We start from the raw sequence: 20,442 nt of genomic DNA on the forward strand, positions 1-20,442 counted from the left end.
GAAGTAGGAGGTGTGATGTGAGAAAAAAGTGGACTATAGTATGTATTATGTTCTTGGCACTGGTTATAATTGTAATAGGATGCCAAAAACGACAGTCCACAAAAGAAGAAGTATACAAAGACTTTCAAAAGCAGATTTCTGATATGAATTCTTACAGTTGTAAAGCTGAAGTAGAAGTAGTTGGAAATAAGAGCCCACACAATTATGTTTTAATTCATACTTATAAAAAAACTGATAACTATAAATTAGAAGTAATTTCCCCAAAACACTTAAAGGGAAAAAGTATAGAGTATCAAGGTGATAAAATATTAGTTAAAAATCCAAATATCAGTGATATAGTGGAATTGCCTAATACAGGAAAAAATAATCAATATCTTTTTATAGGAGACTTTATAAAAAATTATCTTCAAAACGAAGAGATGAAAATAAAGTTATCCAAAGGAAATTTGGTTTTAGAGACTTTTATTCCTGGGGATAATAAATATTTTAATAAGCAAGTATTATATGTAAATGCTGACACAAAGAACCCTGAAAAGATGGAAGTGTTAGATAATGAAGGAGTGCCAAGATTTACAGTAAAATACAGAGATTTTGAATACAGAAACTAAGGGGGACTAAAGAAATGCAAAAAATAACAGTGCCTACATGGGCAGAGATAAATCTAGATAACTTAAGATTTAACTTAAAAAATATTAAAAATTTATTAGAAGAAGATATTAAGGTTTGTGGAGTAATAAAAGCTGATGCATATGGACATGGTGCAGTAGAAGTTGCAAAATTATTACAAAAGGAAAAAGTAGATTATTTAGCAGTAGCAAGAACTGCTGAAGGAATTGAACTTAGACAAAATGGTATAACACTTCCTATTTTGAACTTAGGATATACTCCAGATGAAGCTTTTGAAGATTCTATAAAAAATAAAATAACTATGACAGTTTATTCTTTAGAAACAGCACAAAAGATAAACGAAATTGCAAAATCTTTAGGAGAAAAAGCCTGTGTTCACATTAAAATAGACTCAGGAATGACTAGAATAGGTTTCCAACCTAATGAAGAGTCAGTTCAGGATATAGTAAAATTAAATAAATTAGAATATATAAATTTAGAAGGTATGTTTACTCATTTTGCTACAGCTGATGAAGTAAGTAAAGAGTACACTTATAAACAAGCTAATAATTATAAATTTATGTCTGATAAGTTAGATGAAGCTGGTGTAGAAATAGCTATAAAGCATGTATCAAATAGTGCAGCTATTATGGATTGCCCTGATTTAAGATTAAATATGGTAAGAGCAGGAATAATATTATATGGTCATTATCCATCTGATGATGTATTTAAAGAAAGACTAGAACTAAAACCAGCCATGAAATTAAAATCAAAAATCGGACATATAAAACAAGTTGAACCAGGTATAGGAATAAGTTATGGACTAAAATATACAACTACTAGTATGGAAACAATAGCTACAATTCCAATAGGATATGCAGATGGATTTACTAGAATTCAAAAGAATCCAAAAGTTATTATTAAAGGAGAAGTATTTGATGTAGTTGGTAGAATTTGTATGGATCAAATAATGGTTAGAATTGACAAAGATGTAGACATAAAAGTTGGAGATGAGGTTATACTATTTGGAGAAGGTGAAGTTACAGCTGAACGTATAGCCAAAGACTTAGGAACTATAAACTATGAAGTGTTATGCATGATATCAAGAAGAGTTGACCGTGTTTATATGGAAAATAATGAGCTTGTACAAATAAACAGTTATTTGCTAAAATAAAACCATGATATTATAATCTGGGAGGCGATTTTGTGTACGATAAGAGTAAAGAAAAAATAGAAGTTACTTTACCAGACTCTCTGATTTCTGAAGTTGATAGTATTGTTCAGATGGAGAACAGTAACAGAGAAGATTTTGCAAAAGCTGCTTTTCAGTTCTATATAACTCAGAAAAAGAGAATTCATATTAAAGAATCTATGAAAACGGGTTATAGAGAAATGGGTCAAATTAATCTGTCATTAGCTGAACTAGGTATGACAGTTGACGAAGTATCTTCTGATGATAAAAATGAAGGGAAGATTGCCCAAGGTGAGTACTAATTGTGAAATAAAGCGTGGTGATTTATATTACGCTGATTTAAGTCCAGTTGTTGGTTCAGAACAGGGAGGAGTTAGGCCTGTTCTGATAATACAAAATGATGTAGGTAATAAATATAGTCCTACAGTTATAGTATCAGCTATAACATCTCAGATTAATAAAGCCAAATTACCTACTCATGTAGAGATAAGTTCCAATGAATATGGGCTTAATAAAGACTCAGTGATTCTTTTAGAACAAATCAGAACTATTGATAAAAAGAGGCTGAGGGAAAAAATTGGTTGTCTAGATGAAAATATGATGATAAAAGTAGATGATGGACTTCAAATAAGTTTAGGATTGTTTACTTTTTAAAGAGGGATTTGTCTTTTGTTAGACAATCCCTTTTTTCTTTAAAAATATTTCATAGAGTTTAATTTTAGTGCCTAAGCTAATAAAATCAAAAATAACGAAAAAAAATAGCATAAAAGTGATATAATAATATGGAATTGATATAAAAATTACAAACTCAAGGGAGGTAATTACATGAGAGACCATAAAGGATTAAATGAGATTGCGCGTATCATAAGAAGAGATATAGTTTCTATGATACATAGAGCCAAATCTGGACATCCAGGAGGGTCATTATCAGTAGTTGAAATACTTACTGCGTTATACTTTGATGAAATGAATGTGGATTCTTCAAATCCTAAAATGGAGGATAGAGATAGATTTGTATTATCAAAAGGACATGCTGCACCAGCATTATATGCAACATTGGCTGAAAAAGGTTATTTTGATAAGGAAGAATTAAATGGGCTGAGGAAAATAGGAAGAATGTTACAAGGGCATCCAGATATGAAAGGAACACCTGGTGTGGAGATATCTACAGGTTCCTTAGGTCAAGGTTTCTCGGCTGCATGTGGGATGGCTATGGCATCAAAATTAGATAATGCACCATGGAATGTGTACACTTTACTTGGTGATGGAGAAGTTCAAGAAGGTATTGTTTGGGAAGCTGCTATGAGTGCAGCACATTATAAACTTGATAATTTAATTGCTTTTTTAGACAATAATGGACTTCAGATAGATGGAAACATAGAAAGTGTAATGAACTTAGGTTCAATAGTTGATAAATTTAAGGCTTTTGGATGGAATGTAATTGAAATAGATGGTCATGATTTTGACCAAATATTTGCTGCTCTTGATATAGCTAAATCAACAGTTAAAAAGCCTACAATGATAGTTGCAAAGACTATAAAGGGTAAAGGAATATCTTTTATGGAAAATCAAGCAGGATGGCATGGGACAGCTCCAAATGATGCAGAACTAGAACAAGCCTTACTTGAATTAGGAGGTGCTGACAATGAATAAAATGGCAACAAGAGAAGCATATGGTAAAGCCTTGGTAAAATTAGGACAAATAAATGACAATGTTGTAGTATTAGATGCAGATTTATCAAAGTCTACAAAGACACATGATTTTTATGAAGCATTTCCAGATAGATTTTTTAATATGGGCATAGCCGAACAAAATCTAATAGGTGCTGCTTGTGGGTTATCAACTGCTGGAAAAATACCTTTTGCTAGTACTTTTGCTATGTTTGCTACAGGAAGAGCATTTGAGATTATAAGAAATTCAGTTTGTTATCCAAAATTAAATGTAAAAATTTGTGCTACTCATGCAGGACTTACTGTTGGAGAAGATGGAGCATCTCATGAAAGTGTAGAGGATATTGCAATAATGAGAGCTATACCAAATATGACAGTTCTTGTTCCAGCTGATGGAGTAGAGACGGAGAAGATGATTTTTGAAATAGCTAAATACAATGGACCTGTTTATGTTAGACTAGGAAGAAGTTCAGTTCCAGTTTTATTTGATGAGGATTATCACTTTGAAATAGGAAAAGGTGTAGTACTAAGAGATGGCAATGATGTCACGATTATAGCTTGTGGGATTATGGTGAATGATGCTATATTAGCACAAGAAAAATTGCAAGAAGAAGGTATTAGTGCTAGAGTCATAAATATGTCCACAATAAAACCTATAGATAAGGATTTAATATTAAAATCAGCAAAAGAAACTAATGCTATTGTAACTGTAGAAGAACATAGTATAATTGGAGGATTAGGTTCTGCTGTAAGTGAGACAGTTGGAGAATCTTATCCAACTATTGTAAAAAAAGTTGGGATTAAGGATTCTTTTGGAGAATCTGGTGCTCCAAACGAATTGTTAAAAAAATATGAATTAACTTGTGATGACATAGTAAAAGCTGTAAAAGAAGCTATTCTTGCAAAAAGAATGTAAGAAATATAAATTATGCATGTTTGTTAACAATATAATATGTGTAAAAGAGAGATATAAAGCATTATATGAATTTGTATCTCTCTTTTTTATACACTATATCAATTTATCAAAAACCTAACCAAATATTCAAATTTTTACAAAAATAGAGAAAATATTCAAATATATATTGACTATTCAGAAAAATATGACTAATATATAGTTTATAGGGAAATTAGTTTTATACATATAATAACTACTTAGATAAAAAGAATTTAAAGAATTGTATGAAGGGAGGTATACTGTATAAAAAATATGCTATAAGTTTTAAGTTATTATACAAAATACAAAAAGTTTTAAAACAGTTATCATGGATTTTATGTTAAAGGAAATTGTAAGTAGTTTATCGAAGTAATTAAGCAGATGAAAAAATTTCACGTGGGGAGGTAACTGAGATATGTCAGAAAAAGTAAATGTTAAAACGGTCATCAGTTTCGCAGGAGCTTATGTAGCAACAGTAATCGGTTCTGGATTTGCAACAGGACAAGAAATAATGCAATTCTTCACTTTTTATGGGTTTGCAGGTATTATTGGTGGGATAATTTCAATGGTATTATTCTCATGGATGGGTGCTTCAGTAATGTCAAAAGGTAAAGAACTTCAACTTAAGGAACCTATCAAAATTTATCGTGTTTATTGTGGTAAGTATTTAGGAATATTCTTTGAGTGGTTTGGACCTTTATTCTTATTTGGTGTTTTCGTAGTAATGATTTCAGGAGCAGGAGCAACTTTAACTGAATACTATGGATTAAATCCATTTGTAGGTAGAATAGGTATGGCAGTAGTAGCATTATTAACTGTTTCATTAGGTCTTGATAAATTATCAAAGATACTAGGTGGAATAGGGCCTATAATAATAATCTTTACACTTTTAGTTGGAGCTATAAGTTTGAGCAGTAATATAGGTAACTTATCTCAAGCAGGAGAGATTCTTAGTACTGTAGAGGTAACTAAGCCAGTTCCAAACGCATACCTATCTGGTGTAATATATACTACTTATAATACAATCGTTGTCATGGCGTTCTTAACAGGATTAGGAGCAAGTGCTGCTAATAAAAAAGAAGCTGTTTGTGGTGGTATACTAGGTGGTGTAGCACTTATGGCAGCAGCTATAATGATGAACTTAGCAATGCTTTCTGATATAGGGAACTTATATTCAAAAGCAATACCTTCATTATTCTTAGCTGATAAGATTTCACCAATAGTTGGAGTTTTATTCTCAGTAGTTCTTATATTAGGAATATATACAACAGCTGTACCTTTATTATGGTCAGTAACTAATAGATTTGTAGATGATAATCATCCTAAATTCAAATTAATAACATTAATAACAGCTATATTAGGTCTTATAGGTGGATTCTTACCATTTGATAAGCTGGTTGGTATCTTATATCCATATACCGGATATATGGGCGTCATAATACTGGTTTGTGTTCTTTATAGACAGATTACAAAAACATCTGGCTATCAAGAAGGAGTTAATGGTAAATAAGTAATTTGGAATTGTAAAATAAAGAGTTATATAAAAACAATTAAATTGTTTTTATATAACTCTTTTTTATTTTATAATTTATTTGTCATAAAATCCCTTTTTTAATTGTTTTATACTTGAAGACAATTGTTAATAAACATTTTATTATTGATGATTTAAAGTCTAAGACAAAATTATAAATCATATATTTAAATAGACGGGAGGAGTGATAAAATTGAATGTAAAGTTTAATATTAAAGGTATAATTTATGGAGTTATAGCTCTTATATTTGTAATAGGAGGATTTATATTCATACCAAGTATGTTTATAGAAAAAACTAAACCAATAGATTATACAGTATTGCAAAGGAATTCAATACCAGAAAAGATACTTGACGTTATGGACAAATACACGAATGAAGAAAGGGCATTAGCAGCTAAAATTGATAATAAAATATACATCATAGTAACTAGGGGAAATAATAAATATGGTATTGAGATGGATAACATAGAAAGTGTAAGTGAAGAAGGAAAAGAAGTTTTGAGAGTTAAGATAAAGTATAAGGATAAGGAGGATTCTCTTCCATACATAGTGGTTGAAACAAATATGAGTGAACTTCCAGATAGAATAGAATTAAATTCTACTAAATAAAAATATATTTGTAATTAGATAACTATTTATTTGTATAGTAAAATAAAGTCATGGTTTTTATTAATGTAAATAAATCATTTCGAAGCTTTATTGATGTAAAAGCCATGACTTAAAATATTCATTGAATGAGATAAAAATTAAATATTAAACAGAGTGTTATATTAATAGTATTGAGAGTCTTAATTATTTGGTGTAAGAATTCTAGTTTCAGTAACTATATAGTTTAATTGAGCATCATGAGTTTCTTTTGGAATAGAATCGAATACCTGAAAGTCAAATGCTATTCCTATAGTTATTGCGTCTTTTCTTAAGTTCTCTAAAAATCTATCATAAAATCCTCCGCCATATCCCAATCTATAGCAATGTATGTCATATGCAACAGCTGGAACAATTACAACATCTAAAGCTTTAATATCAATTTTAGGCGATTTTTCGTTAGGTTCTCTTATTCCATATGCACCAATTTTTAGTCCGTTATCTAAATCTGTTATTTGAGTAGGAATTAATGTATGATTTTCTTTTATTGTAATAGGACTTGAGACTATTTTCTTTAGAGATAAAAGTTTTTTGATTAAATTATCTGTGTTAACTTCGTTATTAAAATCTAGATAAAGCATTATGTTAGTTGCGTTTCTTATATCCTCCATTTGAAGTAATTTTTCTGTTATCAAATTTGAATTATTTAGTATAAAATCAGCACCTTTATTTTTTCTATGCTCAATAACTTTTTTCCTAAATTCTTTTTTCATAAAATATTCCTCCCTTAATATGTTATAATGTGAACAGAATTTATATTCTAATATAAATTTTAGTATAGTTTATTGTAATAAGGCAATATATTTGGGTAAATGTAATAAAAATAACAGCTAGTCATATAATATATAATAGTTTATGTAAAAGGAGATGTATCTTGTGATTTCAAAAAAGAAAGCTATTTTTTTAGGGGTGATTTTAGTAATTATAACAGCTATGGCCACATCGGCATTTCAGCTTACATTAGGGAACAAAGTTGTAATATCAAAAGAACTCTATGAAGGCTATAAAAAATATGATAAGTTGTTAGGATTAGAATCTATTATAAAACAAGATTTTTATAAAAAAGTCTCTGATAAAGATTTAGTGGATGGAGCATCAAAGGGATTATTCCTAGGAACAAATGATAAATATTCTGGTTATTACACTGAAGATGAAATGAAAAAGCTAATAGAAGATAGTGAGGGCTCTTATGTTGGTGTAGGGATGTATATAGGAGCATCAAAAGATGGAGGTCTTGTAGTAGTTCCTATGAAAGATTCTCCAGCAGAAAAAGCAGGAGTAAAAGCAGGAGATAAATTAATAAAAGTCAATGGAAAATCTGTATCATATAAAAATTCAGATGAAGCTGTAAGTATGATGAAAGGTAAAAAAGGCAAAAAAGTAAAGCTAGTAGTATTGAGAGAAGATAAACAACTAAGCTTTGAGCTAAAAACAGAACAGATAGTTGAGAAAAGTATAGAAAGTAAAGTAATTGATAATGATTTAGGATATATAGAAATTACCCAGTTTATATCAAGTACATATACTGATTTTGACAAAGCTTTAAAAGGGTTGAAAGAAAAGAATATTAAGGGATTAGTAATAGACCTTAGAAACAATCCTGGAGGAATGTTGGATATATGTAAAGAAGTTGCTGATGAATTAATTGGTGAAGGAACTATAGTGTATACTAAAGACAATAAAGGTAATACAGAATACTTAAAATCTGATAAAGAAAAATTGGGACTTCCAATAGTAGTTTTAACTAATGGAGAAAGCGCCTCTGCTGCTGAGATATTAACAGCTGCAATTGTTGATAATAAAGAAGGTATTTCTGTAGGTACTACGACTTATGGTAAAGGGCTGGTACAGTCAGTTGTAAGATTGAAAGATGGAACAGGATACAAGCTAACTACTGCTCAATACTTTACACCTAATGGAGATTATATCAATGAAAAAGGGATAAAACCTACCATTGAAGAAAAAGATGAGAAAAAGCAACTGGATGTAGCAACTGAATGGCTTAGAGAGCAGGTTAATAAATAGAATTTAAAGTTTGTAGATATAAAAATATTACTGGAAATTTATCATTCCAGTAATATTTTTTTGATTTAAGAAATATTAATATTAATAACACTATTTTCTAATACTATACATACTCTTATTTAAAAGTACTCTCATTCAGTAATATAGAAACTTATTTGTTTTATACTGATTATAAGAATATTTAAGGTATTTTCTATTTTGAATTAAATTAATATTTTGTAAAAACACATACATGTAAATTAAATTTTTTATCTAATGTATGTCTATACTATAAGAAGTTGTAAAAATTTTTCCTTTACCTAATTTGTTTATAAATTTCTTATCTTTATAAATTTTATTAGAATGTATACTATCAGCGAGACCATACCATGGTTCTATACATAAAAATGGAGCAGTAGAATTAGTTTCGCTATAATAAGGAGTCCAAATGCCAACTAGAGGAAAATTCTTCATAGATATAGTTAGGCATTTACTATCTTTATCATTATATATAGATACTTTGTCTATGTTAGTGTATATTAAAGCATCATTTTTAAATAATTCTGGATTTAATTGTAACTTTTTTAAATCTCCAATAAATTTTGTATCATCAGTAAAGGACCCATTTAAATTAATTTTTTCTACATTATTTCTTCCTTTAAACTCAAGATAGTATTTAGAAAAGTCATCTTGTTCATAAAAAGGAAGATTAAATGCAGGATGTCCACCTATAGAAAAGAATATATCTTTAGAGTCAGTATTTTTTACAATCCATTCTATATTTATGCTATTGTCATTTAATGTATAATTTATAAGCAGTTCAAAAGAGTAGGGATATTTTTTTAGAGTAGATTCGTTGGATTTTAAACTATAAGATATGAATGTATCACTTTTATTTGTAATTTCAAAATCCATATCTCTAGCAAATCCATGTTGAGTCATATTGTATAAATTTTCTTCTATTATGGTTTCATTATCAAGCAGTTTACCAACTATAGGGAATAATATAGGTGATTGTCTACTCCAATGCTTTTTATTACCATCCCAAAGAATATTTCTGTTATGTTTTTTAGAAAATATCCTAGTAAGCTCAGCACCAGAGCTACTTGATTCAATAATTAAGTTTTCATTTTGTAATATATTCATTTAAAATCTCCTTTATTATACTTTGTTAGTATATTATACTATAAAGTATAATGAGTTTTAAATTGTATTTGATATTATATTTGAAAGGTAGATTTTAGTATATTTTGAAAATTTTGTTTTGAAAATTTGGGATTATTTAAGAAATTTTGTATTATAAATAGAAGGAAATAGATAAATTGTATAGAATTAAATATATTAAGATAAGTTAATAATGTTAAATGGGAAGTGAGTTTATGGAAAAATCAAATACAAAAGTTGTTAACTTTCAAGAGTATAAAGACAGAAAAAAACAAAGAGAAGTAAACCGAGACGAACTTTTAAAGCTTATTAAAAAAATTGTGACTTCAAAATAGGGAGTTGTTAAACTCCCTATTTTAATGGGTTCCCAAAGAATTAAGACATTCTAAGTCCATCTATATAATCTTTAAATTGTGAAAAATCTGATTCACTACTTAACTCTACAGTTTCTGTACCTTCCGTATAAAAATTCTTAAGATAGATAGTATAATTATTATCAACACAATTATGATAAATACATCTATATCCATCTTCATATAAATTTTTTAATTTAGAAAAATCATCCACAATATCAACTCCTTAAAGTTCTTTTAATTATATTTTTACAAAAAGTATGTGATTGTATGCAAATTAGAAATGTAAAATAAAGGAAATTAAGATAAAATGTAGAATAATCTCTATATGTATGTAAAAATAAAAAGAAAAAGTTGAAATTTTTAGAAAATAAGAGTATCTTTTATCTAAAAAGATAATTAAAAAATAATATTGGGAGGATAGAAAATGAGTTTATTAGAAAGTATATCAAGAAATATATATTCTCTAGATAAGTCTTCTATTGAAAAAGCAAAACAGAGGTTGGACAGGCTTATACATCCAACTGGAAGTTTAGGAAAGATAGAAGATATTTGCATGCAATTAGCAGGGATATTTGGTAATGAAAATTTTGATACAACTAAAAAAGTTATAATTGCTTTTGCTGGAGACCATGGAGTATATGAAGAAGGAGTTGCACCTGACCCTCAAGACATAACAAAGTTACAATTTCCAAATTTCTCAAAAGGACTATGTGGAGTTGGGGTAATAAGTAAATTTGTAGGAGCAGATGTTGTAGCTGTAGATGTAGGAATAAATTGTGATGAAAAATTAGATGGAGTATTAGATTATAAGATAAGAAAAGGTACTTCAAATATGGCAAAGGGACCAGCCATGAGTAAACAAGAGGCTATAAGATGCTTAGAAATAGGAATTGAAATAGCAGAGCAATGTATAGAAAGAGATTATAAAGTAATTGGTATTGGAGAGATGGGAATAGCAAATACTACTCCAAGTACTGCAATAATATCTGTAATCTCAGGATGTGACCCATCAGAAGTGACAGGAATAGGTGCAGGTCTTAAAAAAGAAAGATTAAAACATAAAGCTGATGTAATTAGAAAAGCTATTGAAATTAACAATCCAAATCCAACTGATGGTGTAGATATTTTATCTAAAGTAGGTGGATTTGAAATAGGTTCAATGGCAGGTGTTATATTAGGATGTAGTGCTAATAGAATCCCAGTTGTTATAGATGGGTTTATTTCTTATGCTGCTGCTTTAATTGCTTATAAAATAAATCCAAAAACTAGAGAATATATGATAGCATCACATTTATCAGCAGAATCAGGAACTAAAAGAGCATTAGATATATTGAAATTAGACCCTATACTAAATATGGATATGAGATTAGGTGAAGGAAGTGGAGCTGCTTTGGCATTCAATATAGTGGAAGCTTCAAATTATACTTACAAAAATATGGCGACTTTTGATGAGATAGATATGGGTCGATAAAAAATTTAATATATTTAGGAGTGTTTTGATGAGTCAAATTATTCTGGTAACAGGAGGAGCTAGGTCAGGAAAGAGTAATTTTGCAGAAAAATTGTGTTTAGATAGGAATAATAATACAGCCTACATAGCGACATCTATTCCATTTGATGATGAGATGAAAGATAGAGTAAGAAAGCATCAAGAGAGTAGACCTAAAAGTTGGAAGACATATGAAATATATGAAGATATATATTCTATAATTAAAAATATATGTGGAGAACATGAGACTGTTATACTAGACTGTGTCACACTATTAGTAAATAATTTAATGTTTTCACATAATTTAAACATAGAAGAATCTACTCAAGAAGAAATAAATAAATTGGAAGAGTACATAAAAGAGCAAATTAGTAAACTGATTAAAGAAATAGAAAAAACAAATCTATATTTTGTATTTGTGACAAATGAATTAGGTATGGGAATTGTTCCTGGAAATAAACTTAGTAGAATATATACTGATATTGTAGGTCGTATAAATCAATATATAGCATCAAAAAGCAATGAAGTTTATTTTGTAGTTAGTGGAATACCTATGAAAATAAAGGAGTAGTATGTGACTATGAAAAGATTTATTTTGATACTACAGTTTTTGACAAGGATACCTATAAAATTAGATGTAGGATTTGATGATGAATTTTACAAATCCATAGTATATTTCCCACTTGTAGGTCTTGTTATTGGTATATTAACTTATTTAATAGGATGGGTTTCTATACTTTTGTTTCAGCCATTTATATGTGCGATTATAATAACACTTGCTGGTGTTTTGATTACTGGGGGGCTTCATATAGATGGATTAGGGGATACATTTGATGCAATATACAGTTATAGAGACAAAGAGAAAATGCTTGAAATAATGAAAGACTCTCGATTAGGTACAAATTCGCTTTTAGCAATTATGTTTGTACTTTTATTAAAGATTGGATTTGTATATAGTATTATAAGCAATAATTCACTATGGGTTATAATATTCATGCCAATGATTGCAAGGTTAGGAGTAATGTTATTGACATATAAAACGGTAACACCAAGAGCAAAAGGAATGGGGAATTTATTTATAGGAAAATTGACTACAAGTATGTTAATAACAGCTATAATATATACATTATTGATAGTTAGTATTATTGCTAAATTAATATTTTTAGTGCCTAATATAGTATTGATTAAAGTATTATGCTCAGCTATAGCAGTTTTTATATTTATAACATTGTTTAAAAATCATATTTATAAAAAAATTGATGGAGTAACAGGAGATATATTAGGTTGTGGAATAGAACTTTCAGAACTTGTATATTTGATTTATATATATTTGTTAATTTTTATGTTTATTTAAAACTAAAAAGTGGTGATAATGTGATAAGATTAATATTAATAAGACATGCATTGACAATTGATAATGAAAAAGGAAGATTATCAGGTCATATAAATAGTTATATAAGTGAAGAAGGTAAATTGCAAATAAATAAAATTACAAAATATATGAGTAGTGAAAGTATAGATAAGATTTATACAACTCCATCTTCACGTACTAAAGATACAGTAGAGAAAATATCAAATCTGAAATCAATAGAAATAGAAGAAAGAGAAAATCTAAGAGAAATTAGCTTTGGAGACTTTGAAGGAATAACTTTTGAAGAAATAAAAGTTAAGCATCCAAAAGAATTTGAAAAAATGATAGAAGAAGGTAGCAATTATAGATACCCAAATGGAGAAAGTTTGATAGATTCATATGAAAGAGTAGCAAAAGAGATTGACAATATAATTTTAGAAAATGATGATTATTTAAATAGAAAAGCAATACTTATATGTTCTCATGCAGGTACAATAAGAAACATAATAACACATTTGATTTCTGGTAGTTATAAATATCATTGGAACTTTAAAATTGATAATGCATCTATTACAATTTTGGAAGTTGATAATGGATTTACTGTAATAAATAAAATGAATTTTACTGATTTTATATAAATTAAACATTAAACGATATGTGCTTATAAACTTAATAACAAAAATAGAATATTAGATTAAAATTAGGTTCTCAATTAGATGTAAAAAGGGAAAAAGGTTAGATGCCTTTGCAGCCCCCGCTACTGTGAAACCAACGAAACTATAAATACCACTGTCAATTTGATGGGAAGGTTATAGGAGTAGGATGAAGTTAAGCCAGGATACCTGCCTAATTTAATTTAAAACATGAGGTCTTCGGGGTGAAAGATTTTTAATTGATATATATATAAAAGTCCTAGCTTTAGAAGCATTAGGACTTTTTTTATTTTATTTGTAGGTAAAATTTAACTTTAAGGAGGGGGAGAAAGTGGGTAAAAAAGTAATGTTACAGGGAACTGCATCAAATGTAGGTAAGAGCATTTTATCAGCAGGATTGTGTAGAATATTTAAACAAGATGGTTATACTGTTGCTCCTTTTAAATCACAAAATATGGCTTTAAATTCTTTTATAACTAAAGAAGGATTGGAAATGGGGAGAGCACAAGTATTTCAAGCAGAAGCGTCAAAAATAGAGCCAATAGCAGATATGAATCCAGTCTTATTAAAACCTTCTGGAAATCATAAAAGTCAAGTGATTGTAAGGGGAAAAGTTGTAGGAGAAATGCATTCATCTGAATATCATGATTATAAGCTAGAATTGGTAGATGTATTAAAGGAAACCTTTAATAATTTAAGTTCAATGTATGACATTGTGGTTATGGAAGGTGCAGGGAGTACTGCAGAGATAAATTTAAAAGATAGAGATATATCTAATATGGGTATGGCAAAAATAGCAGATGCACCAGTAATAATAGTTGGGGATATTGATAGAGGAGGAGTATTTGCATCATTAGCAGGTACAATGCTTTTATTAGATGATGATGAGAGAAAAAGAGTCAAAGGAGTAATAATCAATAAATTTAGAGGGAAAAAGGAACTCCTACAAGATGGTTTAAAGATGCTTGAAGATATTATAAAAGTACCAGTTTTAGGTGTGGTTCCTTATATGGATATAAAAATAGAAGATGAAGATAGTGTAACAACTAGATTTAAGAAAAAAATGGATAAAAATGATATACATATAGAAATAATTAGAACTCCACATATGTCAAATTTTACAGATTTTAATATATTTGAAACACAAGAAGATGTAAGCCTTAGATATGTAGACTATGGAGAAGCTATAGGAAATCCAGATATATTGATAATACCTGGAACTAAAAGTACTATAGATGATTTAAAGTACATAAGAGAAAGTGGTCTTGAGTCACAAATTAAAAATTTACATAGTCAGGGTAAATTGATATTTGGAATATGTGGTGGGTATCAAATGCTAGGTAAAAAATTAAAAGACCCTTATCATGTTGAAAGTGAAATTGAAGAAGTAGATGGCATTGGTCTTTTAGATACAGAAACAATATTTGAAGAGGAAAAGACTACAACTCAAGTAGAAGCCACCATTATTGAATGTACTGGCGAATATATGAACAACCTTAAAGGTAAGAAAGTAAAAGGCTATGAAATACATATGGGAATTACAAATCGCAGTAATAAAGTAAGTAGCTTAGACTTAATAACAAAAAAACTAGATAAAGAAGTCAATTATACTGAAGGAAGTGTAAATAAAGAAGGTAATGTAATTGGTACTTATCTTCATGGAATATTTGATGAAATAGATTTTACAAGAGCAATTTTAAATAATATAAGAAAGAAAAAGGGATTAAAAGAATTAGAAAGTACTGTAAGTTCTTTTGATGAGTTTAAAGATAAAGAGTATGATAAATTGGCAGATTTCTTGAGAGAACATTTAGATATAGAGCAGATATATGAAATTATGAAATAAGAATGACTTTATATTTATACTTTAGGTAGGAGGTGTATTATGAAAAAGATTCTGATTGCAGGTACTAGCAGTGGAGTTGGGAAGACTACAATATCATTAGGCATAATGCAGGCTTTAGTTAAGAGAAATATGAAAGTACAGCCGTATAAAGTAGGGCCAGACTATATAGACCCTTCATATCACACATTTATAACTGGAAGACATTCTAGGAATTTGGATTCTTATATGTTAGATGATGAAAAGATAAAGCATATAGTAAATAAATCTTCAAAGGATGCAGATATTTCAGTAGTAGAAGGAGTTATGGGATTATATGATGGTTTTGGGATAGATTTAGATAATTGCACAAGTTCACATACTTCTAAGGTATTAAAAGCCCCAGTTATACTAGTTATAAATGGAAAATCTATGGCTGCATCTAGTGCTGCTATGGTACTAGGATATAAGGAACTAGATAAAGCTGTGGATATAAAAGGTGTTATAGTAAATAATGTAAAAACTAAGAGCCATTATCAAATAATTAAGAGTTCTATAGAGAAATATTGTAATATCGAAGTGTTGGGATACTTTCCTCCAAATAATAAATTTTCATTAGAATCCAGACATCTAGGTCTAGTTCCTAGTGTTGAGATGAAATCTTTAAGAGAAAAGTTTTATACTTTAGCTGATGAGATTGAAAACTACATAAATATTGATAGAATAATCGAAATCTCAGAAAGTGATGAATTTGAGAGTAGTTTTGATTTTCAAAATCTAATAGAAAATAATAAGATAAAAGAGCATGTTAAGGATAAATCAATAGCCATAGCATATGATAAAGCCTTCAATTTTTATTATAGGGAAAACATAGAACTTTTAGAAGAGCTTGGATTAGAAGTAAACTATTTTAGTCCTCTTGAAGATACATCAGTGCCAAATTCAGACTATATTTATATTGGAGGCGGTTTTCCAGAGATATTTGGGAAAGAACTAGAAGCAAATGAATCAATGAGAGCCTCTATACTAGAAGCACATAATAATAATATTCCTATTTATGCAGAATGTGGTGGATTAATGTACTTAGGTGAGAAGTTACTTAATCAAGAGGAACAAGAATTTAATATGGTTGGCATATTTAATGGAACTAGTAAGATGACACCTTCTCTAAAGAGGTTTGGATATTGCCTTGGTATAGCTAAAGAAAATACAATTTTATCTAAAACAGGTGAAATTATTAAAGGGCATGAGTTTCATCATTCAATATTTGAAAGTGATGAGAAATGTGCATATTCAATGAAAAAAGAAAGAGAAGGAAATTTAATAGAAGAATGGGATGGAGGTTATAGCAAAGGAAATACACTGGCAACATACCTTCATACACATTTTTATAATAACTTAAATTGCATAGAAAATTTTTTGGAAAAGGGAAATGAGTAAATGAATATTTTATCTATTTATATAGGGTATATAACAGATTTAATTGTAGGAGACCCATATTCTTTCCCTCATCCAGTAAGGTTTATTGGAAAACTTATAAATCTTATCCAAGGGATAATAAGGAAGGCCTCTAAAAATGAAAAACAGTTAAAAATTGGTGGCTTTATATTATGGTTTGTAACTGTTGGAATAACTTACTTAGCAACTTATGTTATAGTGAAGCTATGTAGTTTTAATGTATTATTAAGCACTGTAGTAAATGGGTTTATAATTTATACGACATTAGCAACAAAGTGTTTAAAAGATGAAGCTGTAAAAATTTATGATGTATTAAAGACTGGAGACATAGAGAAATCTAGAATTCAATTATCTTATATAGTGGGTAGAGATACAACTAATTTAAGTGAACCTGAAATAATAAGAGCAACTGTGGAAACTGTGGCAGAAAATACTGTAGATGGTATAATTGCACCTATGCTTTATGCATTTATTGGGGGAGCACCACTTGCTATGGCATATAAAGCCATAAACACTCTTGATTCAACTGTCGGATATAAGAATGAAAAATACAAAGATATTGGTTTTGCTTCTGCTAAAATTGATGATATAGCTAATTATATACCAGCAAGAATATCTGTTATTCTTATGACAGTAGGGAGCTTTTTTCTTGGTTATAACTATAAGAATTGTTTTAAAATTTCTATTAGAGATAGAAAAAATCATAAAAGTCCAAATTGTGCTTTTTCAGAAGGTGCAGTATCAGGAGCCTTAGGAATTCAACTAGGAGGAACCAATGTTTATTTTGGGAAAAAAGTAGATAAGCCAACGATAGGAGATAAAATTAGAGAGATAGATATAGAAGATATAATTAAAACAAATAAAATTATGTATGCTTCTTCATTGACCTCTATATTAGTATTTACGCTGGTATCTGTGGTGTGTAGGATGATTTTAATTATATAAATTAATTGTGTATTGATTTAAGGGGGATGTAGATGAAGGATTTGGGGCATGGTGCTAATGTAGACGAAATGGCAAAATTGTATGGGAAAGACCCAAAAGAAATAATAGACTTTAGTTCAAATATAAATCCAAAAGTTTTACCAAATTTAGAAAAATATATTTTAAGAGGGTTAGATGAATGTAGGAATTATCCAGATATAAATTATACAAACTTGAGAAAAAATATATCAAAATATATAAATATAAATTCAAACTTTATAATACCTGGAAATGGAGCAACAGAGATAATTTATTTGCTTATGAAGAGTATTAAAAAAAGATTGGCTATAATAAACCCCACTTTTTCAGAGTATAGAAGAAGTGCCAAACTAAATAATATAGATATTATAGATTTAGAATTAGATTCAAATAATAATTTTAAACTTGATATAAATACAGTAAAAAATAACATTGAAAAATTTGATTGTTTATTTATATGTAATCCGAATAATCCTAGTGGGAATGTTCAAGATTTAAAGGAACTTGTTTGTTTATTAAATGAAAACAATAAGATGCTAATAATTGATGAAACTTTTATGGAATTTATCGAAAATGAAAATAAATATAGTTTAGTTAAATATATAGAGTCAAATAAAAATATATTTATAATTAAAGCTGTGACTAAATTTTTTGGAATGCCTGGTTTAAGATTAGGGTATGGCCTTACAAGTAATAGCAACATTATGGATAAAATTTATGAGTATAAAGAACCATGGACTATAAATTCTTTTGCTGATATGCTATCCAATTTTGTTTTTGAAGATAAAGATTATATTAGAAATAGTAAAGAGTACTACATAAAAGAAAGAAAATACATGTTACAAGAGTTAAAAAACATAAGAAATATAAAAGTTTATGATACAGATGCTAATTTTATCCTAATAAAAGTTTATAAAAAGACAGCTGATGAGTTAAAAAAAGATTTGTTTAAGCACGGAAATATATTGGTTAGAGATGCGTCCAACTTTATAGGATTGGACGACAGTTTTATAAGGATAGCTATAAAATCTCATGAAGATAATAAAATTCTTATAGAAAATATAAAAAATTTATTAGGTGATTAAAATGAAATCTTATGGAATATGTCCAGCATCATGTGGAGAGTTTGTTCAAGGGATAATAGATGATGAAGAATATCTATGTTCATATGCTATAAATATGTACTCTAAGGTATGTATTGAAGAGAAATTAAAAGATATAAATTTAGGTAGACATAAATCAAGAATAGCTATAGAAAAGGTATTTGAAAAATTTAATTTGCCTAAAAAAGATACCAAAAACATTTCTTTAAATATAAACAGCAAAATACCTGTTGGAAAAGGGATGGCAAGTTCGACAGCTGATATAGGGGCTACTATAAAAGCAACATTATCGTTAATAGATAAAGATTTAAATAGTGAAGAAATATCGAAATTGGCAGCAGAAATAGAACCAACAGACTCTATATTTATAAATAAAAATAGTATATTTAATCCATTAAATGGTACTGTTATAAAATACTTGGGAAATATAACTAATGCAAAAGTTATAATTCTTGAACCTAATAAAGTATTAGATACGATGAAAATTAGAATGAGGAAAGATTATAGTAAGCTAAAAATCGAAAATAAGGAAATTATAAAAAAGTCATTTACTCTTTTAGAAGAAGGTCTGAAGAAAGATGATTTATCCTTAGTTGGAGAGGCTTGTACATTAAGTAGTTTAGCAAACGAAAATATAGAAAAAAAAGAATACTTAAATGAAATAATAAAAATATCTAAGCTATATGGAGCCTATGGAGTAAATATTGCCCATAGTGGTACAGTAATAGGGATTTTAATTGATAAGCTTATGAATGATAAGAAATTAATAGATGTATTATGTGAGTCTAATATAAATTCTGTTTATAATAAAATCTATACCTTGGATATAATAGATGGTGGAATTAAGGGGGAAGTAGAATGGAATACATAAAGAATCCTATGAAAATAGAAGAAAGAAGTTTTGAATTAATACAAGGAATAATAGATGAAATCAGACCAGATTATAAATTTAAAAATGAGATTGAAGAAAAAATAATAAAAAGAGCTATACATACTACTGCTGATTTTGATTACTTGGATATATTAAAAATATCAGAAAAGGCAGTTGATAGTATAATAGATGCGCTAAAAAATAATGCAAGTATTTATACAGATACAAATATGGCTCTGAGTGGAATAAATAAGAAGAAGTTGGAAGCATTGGGATGCAAATATAAATGTTTAGTAGCAGATGATGAAACTGCAAAAGTAGCTAAAGAAAAAGGTATTACCCGCTCTATGGCAGCTGTAGAAATTGCATCAAAAGAAGAAGGAAGAAAGATATTTGTACTTGGGAATGCACCAACAGCTTTATATAAAGTTATGGAAATGAAATCAGAAGGGAAATTGGATGTAGATGCAGTTATAGGAGTTCCTGTAGGTTTTGTAGGAGCACAGGAGTCAAAAGATGAAGTTGAAAAGACAGATATACCATATATAATTTCTAAAGGTAGAAAAGGTGGTAGTAATTTAGCAGCAGCAATAGTGAATGCTATCTTATATGCCATGTAGGTATCTAT

At 28.7% G+C, this 20,442-nt stretch carries 22 protein-coding genes and 1 riboswitch; of the genes, 19 read left to right on the top strand and 3 right to left on the bottom strand.

What is annotated here, in order from left to right:
* Positions 1-17: 17 nt before the first annotated feature.
* The 8 genes from gerS to IC218_RS19615 all read left to right on the top strand — a co-directional run bounded on the left by gerS (position 18) and on the right by IC218_RS19615 (position 6,544).
* Complete coding sequence (gene gerS, locus IC218_RS19580) at positions 18-608, top strand: germination lipoprotein GerS (protein WP_227436217.1); 591 nt, start codon at positions 18-20, stop codon at positions 606-608.
* A gap of 14 nt (positions 609-622) precedes the next feature.
* The gene (gene alr / locus IC218_RS19585) at positions 623-1,780 is read left to right on the top strand and encodes an alanine racemase (RefSeq protein WP_227436215.1); all 1,158 of its coding nucleotides are present in this window, start codon (positions 623-625) and stop codon (positions 1,778-1,780) included.
* Between the two features lie 32 nt (positions 1,781-1,812).
* The gene (locus tag IC218_RS19590; RefSeq protein WP_227436214.1) at positions 1,813-2,100 is read left to right on the top strand and encodes an antitoxin; all 288 of its coding nucleotides are present in this window, start codon (positions 1,813-1,815) and stop codon (positions 2,098-2,100) included.
* Complete coding sequence (locus IC218_RS19595; RefSeq protein WP_003421356.1) at positions 2,069-2,452, top strand: type II toxin-antitoxin system PemK/MazF family toxin; 384 nt, start codon at positions 2,069-2,071, stop codon at positions 2,450-2,452. Before IC218_RS19590 ends, IC218_RS19595 begins: the two co-directional genes overlap by 32 nt.
* Before the next feature lie 171 nt (positions 2,453-2,623).
* Positions 2,624-3,451, top strand: coding sequence for a transketolase (locus IC218_RS19600; RefSeq protein ID WP_227436212.1), 828 nt, complete (start codon positions 2,624-2,626; stop codon positions 3,449-3,451).
* Positions 3,444-4,385, top strand: coding sequence for a transketolase family protein (locus tag IC218_RS19605; protein WP_227483591.1), 942 nt, complete (start codon positions 3,444-3,446; stop codon positions 4,383-4,385). The genes IC218_RS19600 and IC218_RS19605 overlap by 8 nt, the downstream gene beginning before the upstream one ends.
* 433 nt (positions 4,386-4,818) lie before the next feature.
* Positions 4,819-5,913, top strand: a complete 1,095-nt coding sequence (locus IC218_RS19610) for a hypothetical protein (protein WP_227436206.1) — start codon at positions 4,819-4,821, stop codon at positions 5,911-5,913.
* Between the two features lie 214 nt (positions 5,914-6,127).
* Positions 6,128-6,544 carry a hypothetical protein gene (locus IC218_RS19615; protein WP_255613098.1) on the top strand — a complete coding sequence of 139 codons (417 nt, stop codon included), beginning with the start codon at positions 6,128-6,130 and terminating at the stop codon, positions 6,542-6,544.
* 179 nt (positions 6,545-6,723) lie between these two features.
* On the opposite strand, the gene IC218_RS19620 is transcribed toward IC218_RS19615, so the two are convergent.
* Entirely contained in the window at positions 6,724-7,293 is a 570-nt protein-coding gene (locus IC218_RS19620) for a 5-formyltetrahydrofolate cyclo-ligase (protein WP_227436202.1), read from the bottom strand.
* A 154-nt stretch (positions 7,294-7,447) separates the two neighbouring features.
* Here IC218_RS19620 and IC218_RS19625 point away from each other — a divergent pair, with 154 nt between their 5' ends.
* Positions 7,448-8,605 (top strand): S41 family peptidase, encoded by a 1,158-nt coding sequence (locus tag IC218_RS19625; protein WP_227825287.1) that lies wholly within the window; start codon positions 7,448-7,450, stop codon positions 8,603-8,605.
* 252 nt (positions 8,606-8,857) lie between these two features.
* On the opposite strand, the gene IC218_RS19630 is transcribed toward IC218_RS19625, so the two are convergent.
* On the bottom strand, positions 8,858-9,730 hold the full coding sequence (locus tag IC218_RS19630; protein ID WP_227825288.1) for an aldose 1-epimerase family protein: 873 nt from the start codon (positions 9,728-9,730) through the stop codon (positions 8,858-8,860).
* Between the two features lie 393 nt (positions 9,731-10,123).
* Positions 10,124-10,315 (bottom strand): hypothetical protein, encoded by a 192-nt coding sequence (locus IC218_RS19635; protein ID WP_227436177.1) that lies wholly within the window; start codon positions 10,313-10,315, stop codon positions 10,124-10,126.
* A 213-nt stretch (positions 10,316-10,528) separates the two neighbouring features.
* Here IC218_RS19635 and cobT point away from each other — a divergent pair, with 213 nt between their 5' ends.
* From cobT to IC218_RS19685, 10 genes are all read left to right on the top strand, one after another.
* Positions 10,529-11,575, top strand: a complete 1,047-nt coding sequence (gene cobT, locus IC218_RS19640; protein ID WP_227436176.1) for a nicotinate-nucleotide--dimethylbenzimidazole phosphoribosyltransferase — start codon at positions 10,529-10,531, stop codon at positions 11,573-11,575.
* Positions 11,576-11,603: 28 nt separating this feature from the next.
* Complete coding sequence (cobU, locus tag IC218_RS19645) at positions 11,604-12,164, top strand: bifunctional adenosylcobinamide kinase/adenosylcobinamide-phosphate guanylyltransferase (RefSeq protein ID WP_227436174.1); 561 nt, start codon at positions 11,604-11,606, stop codon at positions 12,162-12,164.
* A gap of 9 nt (positions 12,165-12,173) precedes the next feature.
* Entirely contained in the window at positions 12,174-12,947 is a 774-nt protein-coding gene (cobS, locus tag IC218_RS19650; protein ID WP_227436172.1) for an adenosylcobinamide-GDP ribazoletransferase, read from the top strand.
* A 20-nt stretch (positions 12,948-12,967) separates the two neighbouring features.
* A complete protein-coding gene (locus tag IC218_RS19655; protein WP_227825289.1) occupies positions 12,968-13,582 on the top strand; it encodes a histidine phosphatase family protein in 615 nt (204 codons plus the stop codon).
* Between the two features lie 47 nt (positions 13,583-13,629).
* Positions 13,630-13,809, top strand: a riboswitch (cobalamin riboswitch).
* A 119-nt stretch (positions 13,810-13,928) separates the two neighbouring features.
* Positions 13,929-15,443, top strand: a complete 1,515-nt coding sequence (locus IC218_RS19660; protein ID WP_227825290.1) for a cobyric acid synthase — start codon at positions 13,929-13,931, stop codon at positions 15,441-15,443.
* A 39-nt stretch (positions 15,444-15,482) separates the two neighbouring features.
* Positions 15,483-16,859 (top strand): cobyrinate a,c-diamide synthase, encoded by a 1,377-nt coding sequence (locus tag IC218_RS19665; protein ID WP_227436165.1) that lies wholly within the window; start codon positions 15,483-15,485, stop codon positions 16,857-16,859.
* Positions 16,860-17,822: an adenosylcobinamide-phosphate synthase CbiB gene (gene cbiB, locus IC218_RS19670; protein ID WP_227825291.1), complete on the top strand. Its 963-nt coding sequence runs from the start codon at positions 16,860-16,862 to the stop codon at positions 17,820-17,822. It abuts the gene before it with no gap.
* 32 nt (positions 17,823-17,854) lie between these two features.
* Positions 17,855-18,925, top strand: coding sequence for a pyridoxal phosphate-dependent aminotransferase (locus IC218_RS19675; protein ID WP_227825292.1), 1,071 nt, complete (start codon positions 17,855-17,857; stop codon positions 18,923-18,925).
* A 1-nt stretch (position 18,926) separates the two neighbouring features.
* Positions 18,927-19,814 (top strand): cobalamin biosynthesis protein, encoded by an 888-nt coding sequence (locus IC218_RS19680; protein WP_227483583.1) that lies wholly within the window; start codon positions 18,927-18,929, stop codon positions 19,812-19,814.
* Positions 19,802-20,434: a cobalt-precorrin-8 methylmutase gene (locus tag IC218_RS19685; RefSeq protein ID WP_227483582.1), complete on the top strand. Its 633-nt coding sequence runs from the start codon at positions 19,802-19,804 to the stop codon at positions 20,432-20,434. The genes IC218_RS19680 and IC218_RS19685 overlap by 13 nt, the downstream gene beginning before the upstream one ends.
* The last annotated feature ends 8 nt before the right edge of the window (positions 20,435-20,442 follow it).

Origin of the sequence: Clostridioides sp. ES-S-0005-03, assembly GCF_020658455.1 — a bacterium.
In the GTDB taxonomy this organism is placed as follows: domain Bacteria; phylum Bacillota; class Clostridia; order Peptostreptococcales; family Peptostreptococcaceae; genus Clostridioides.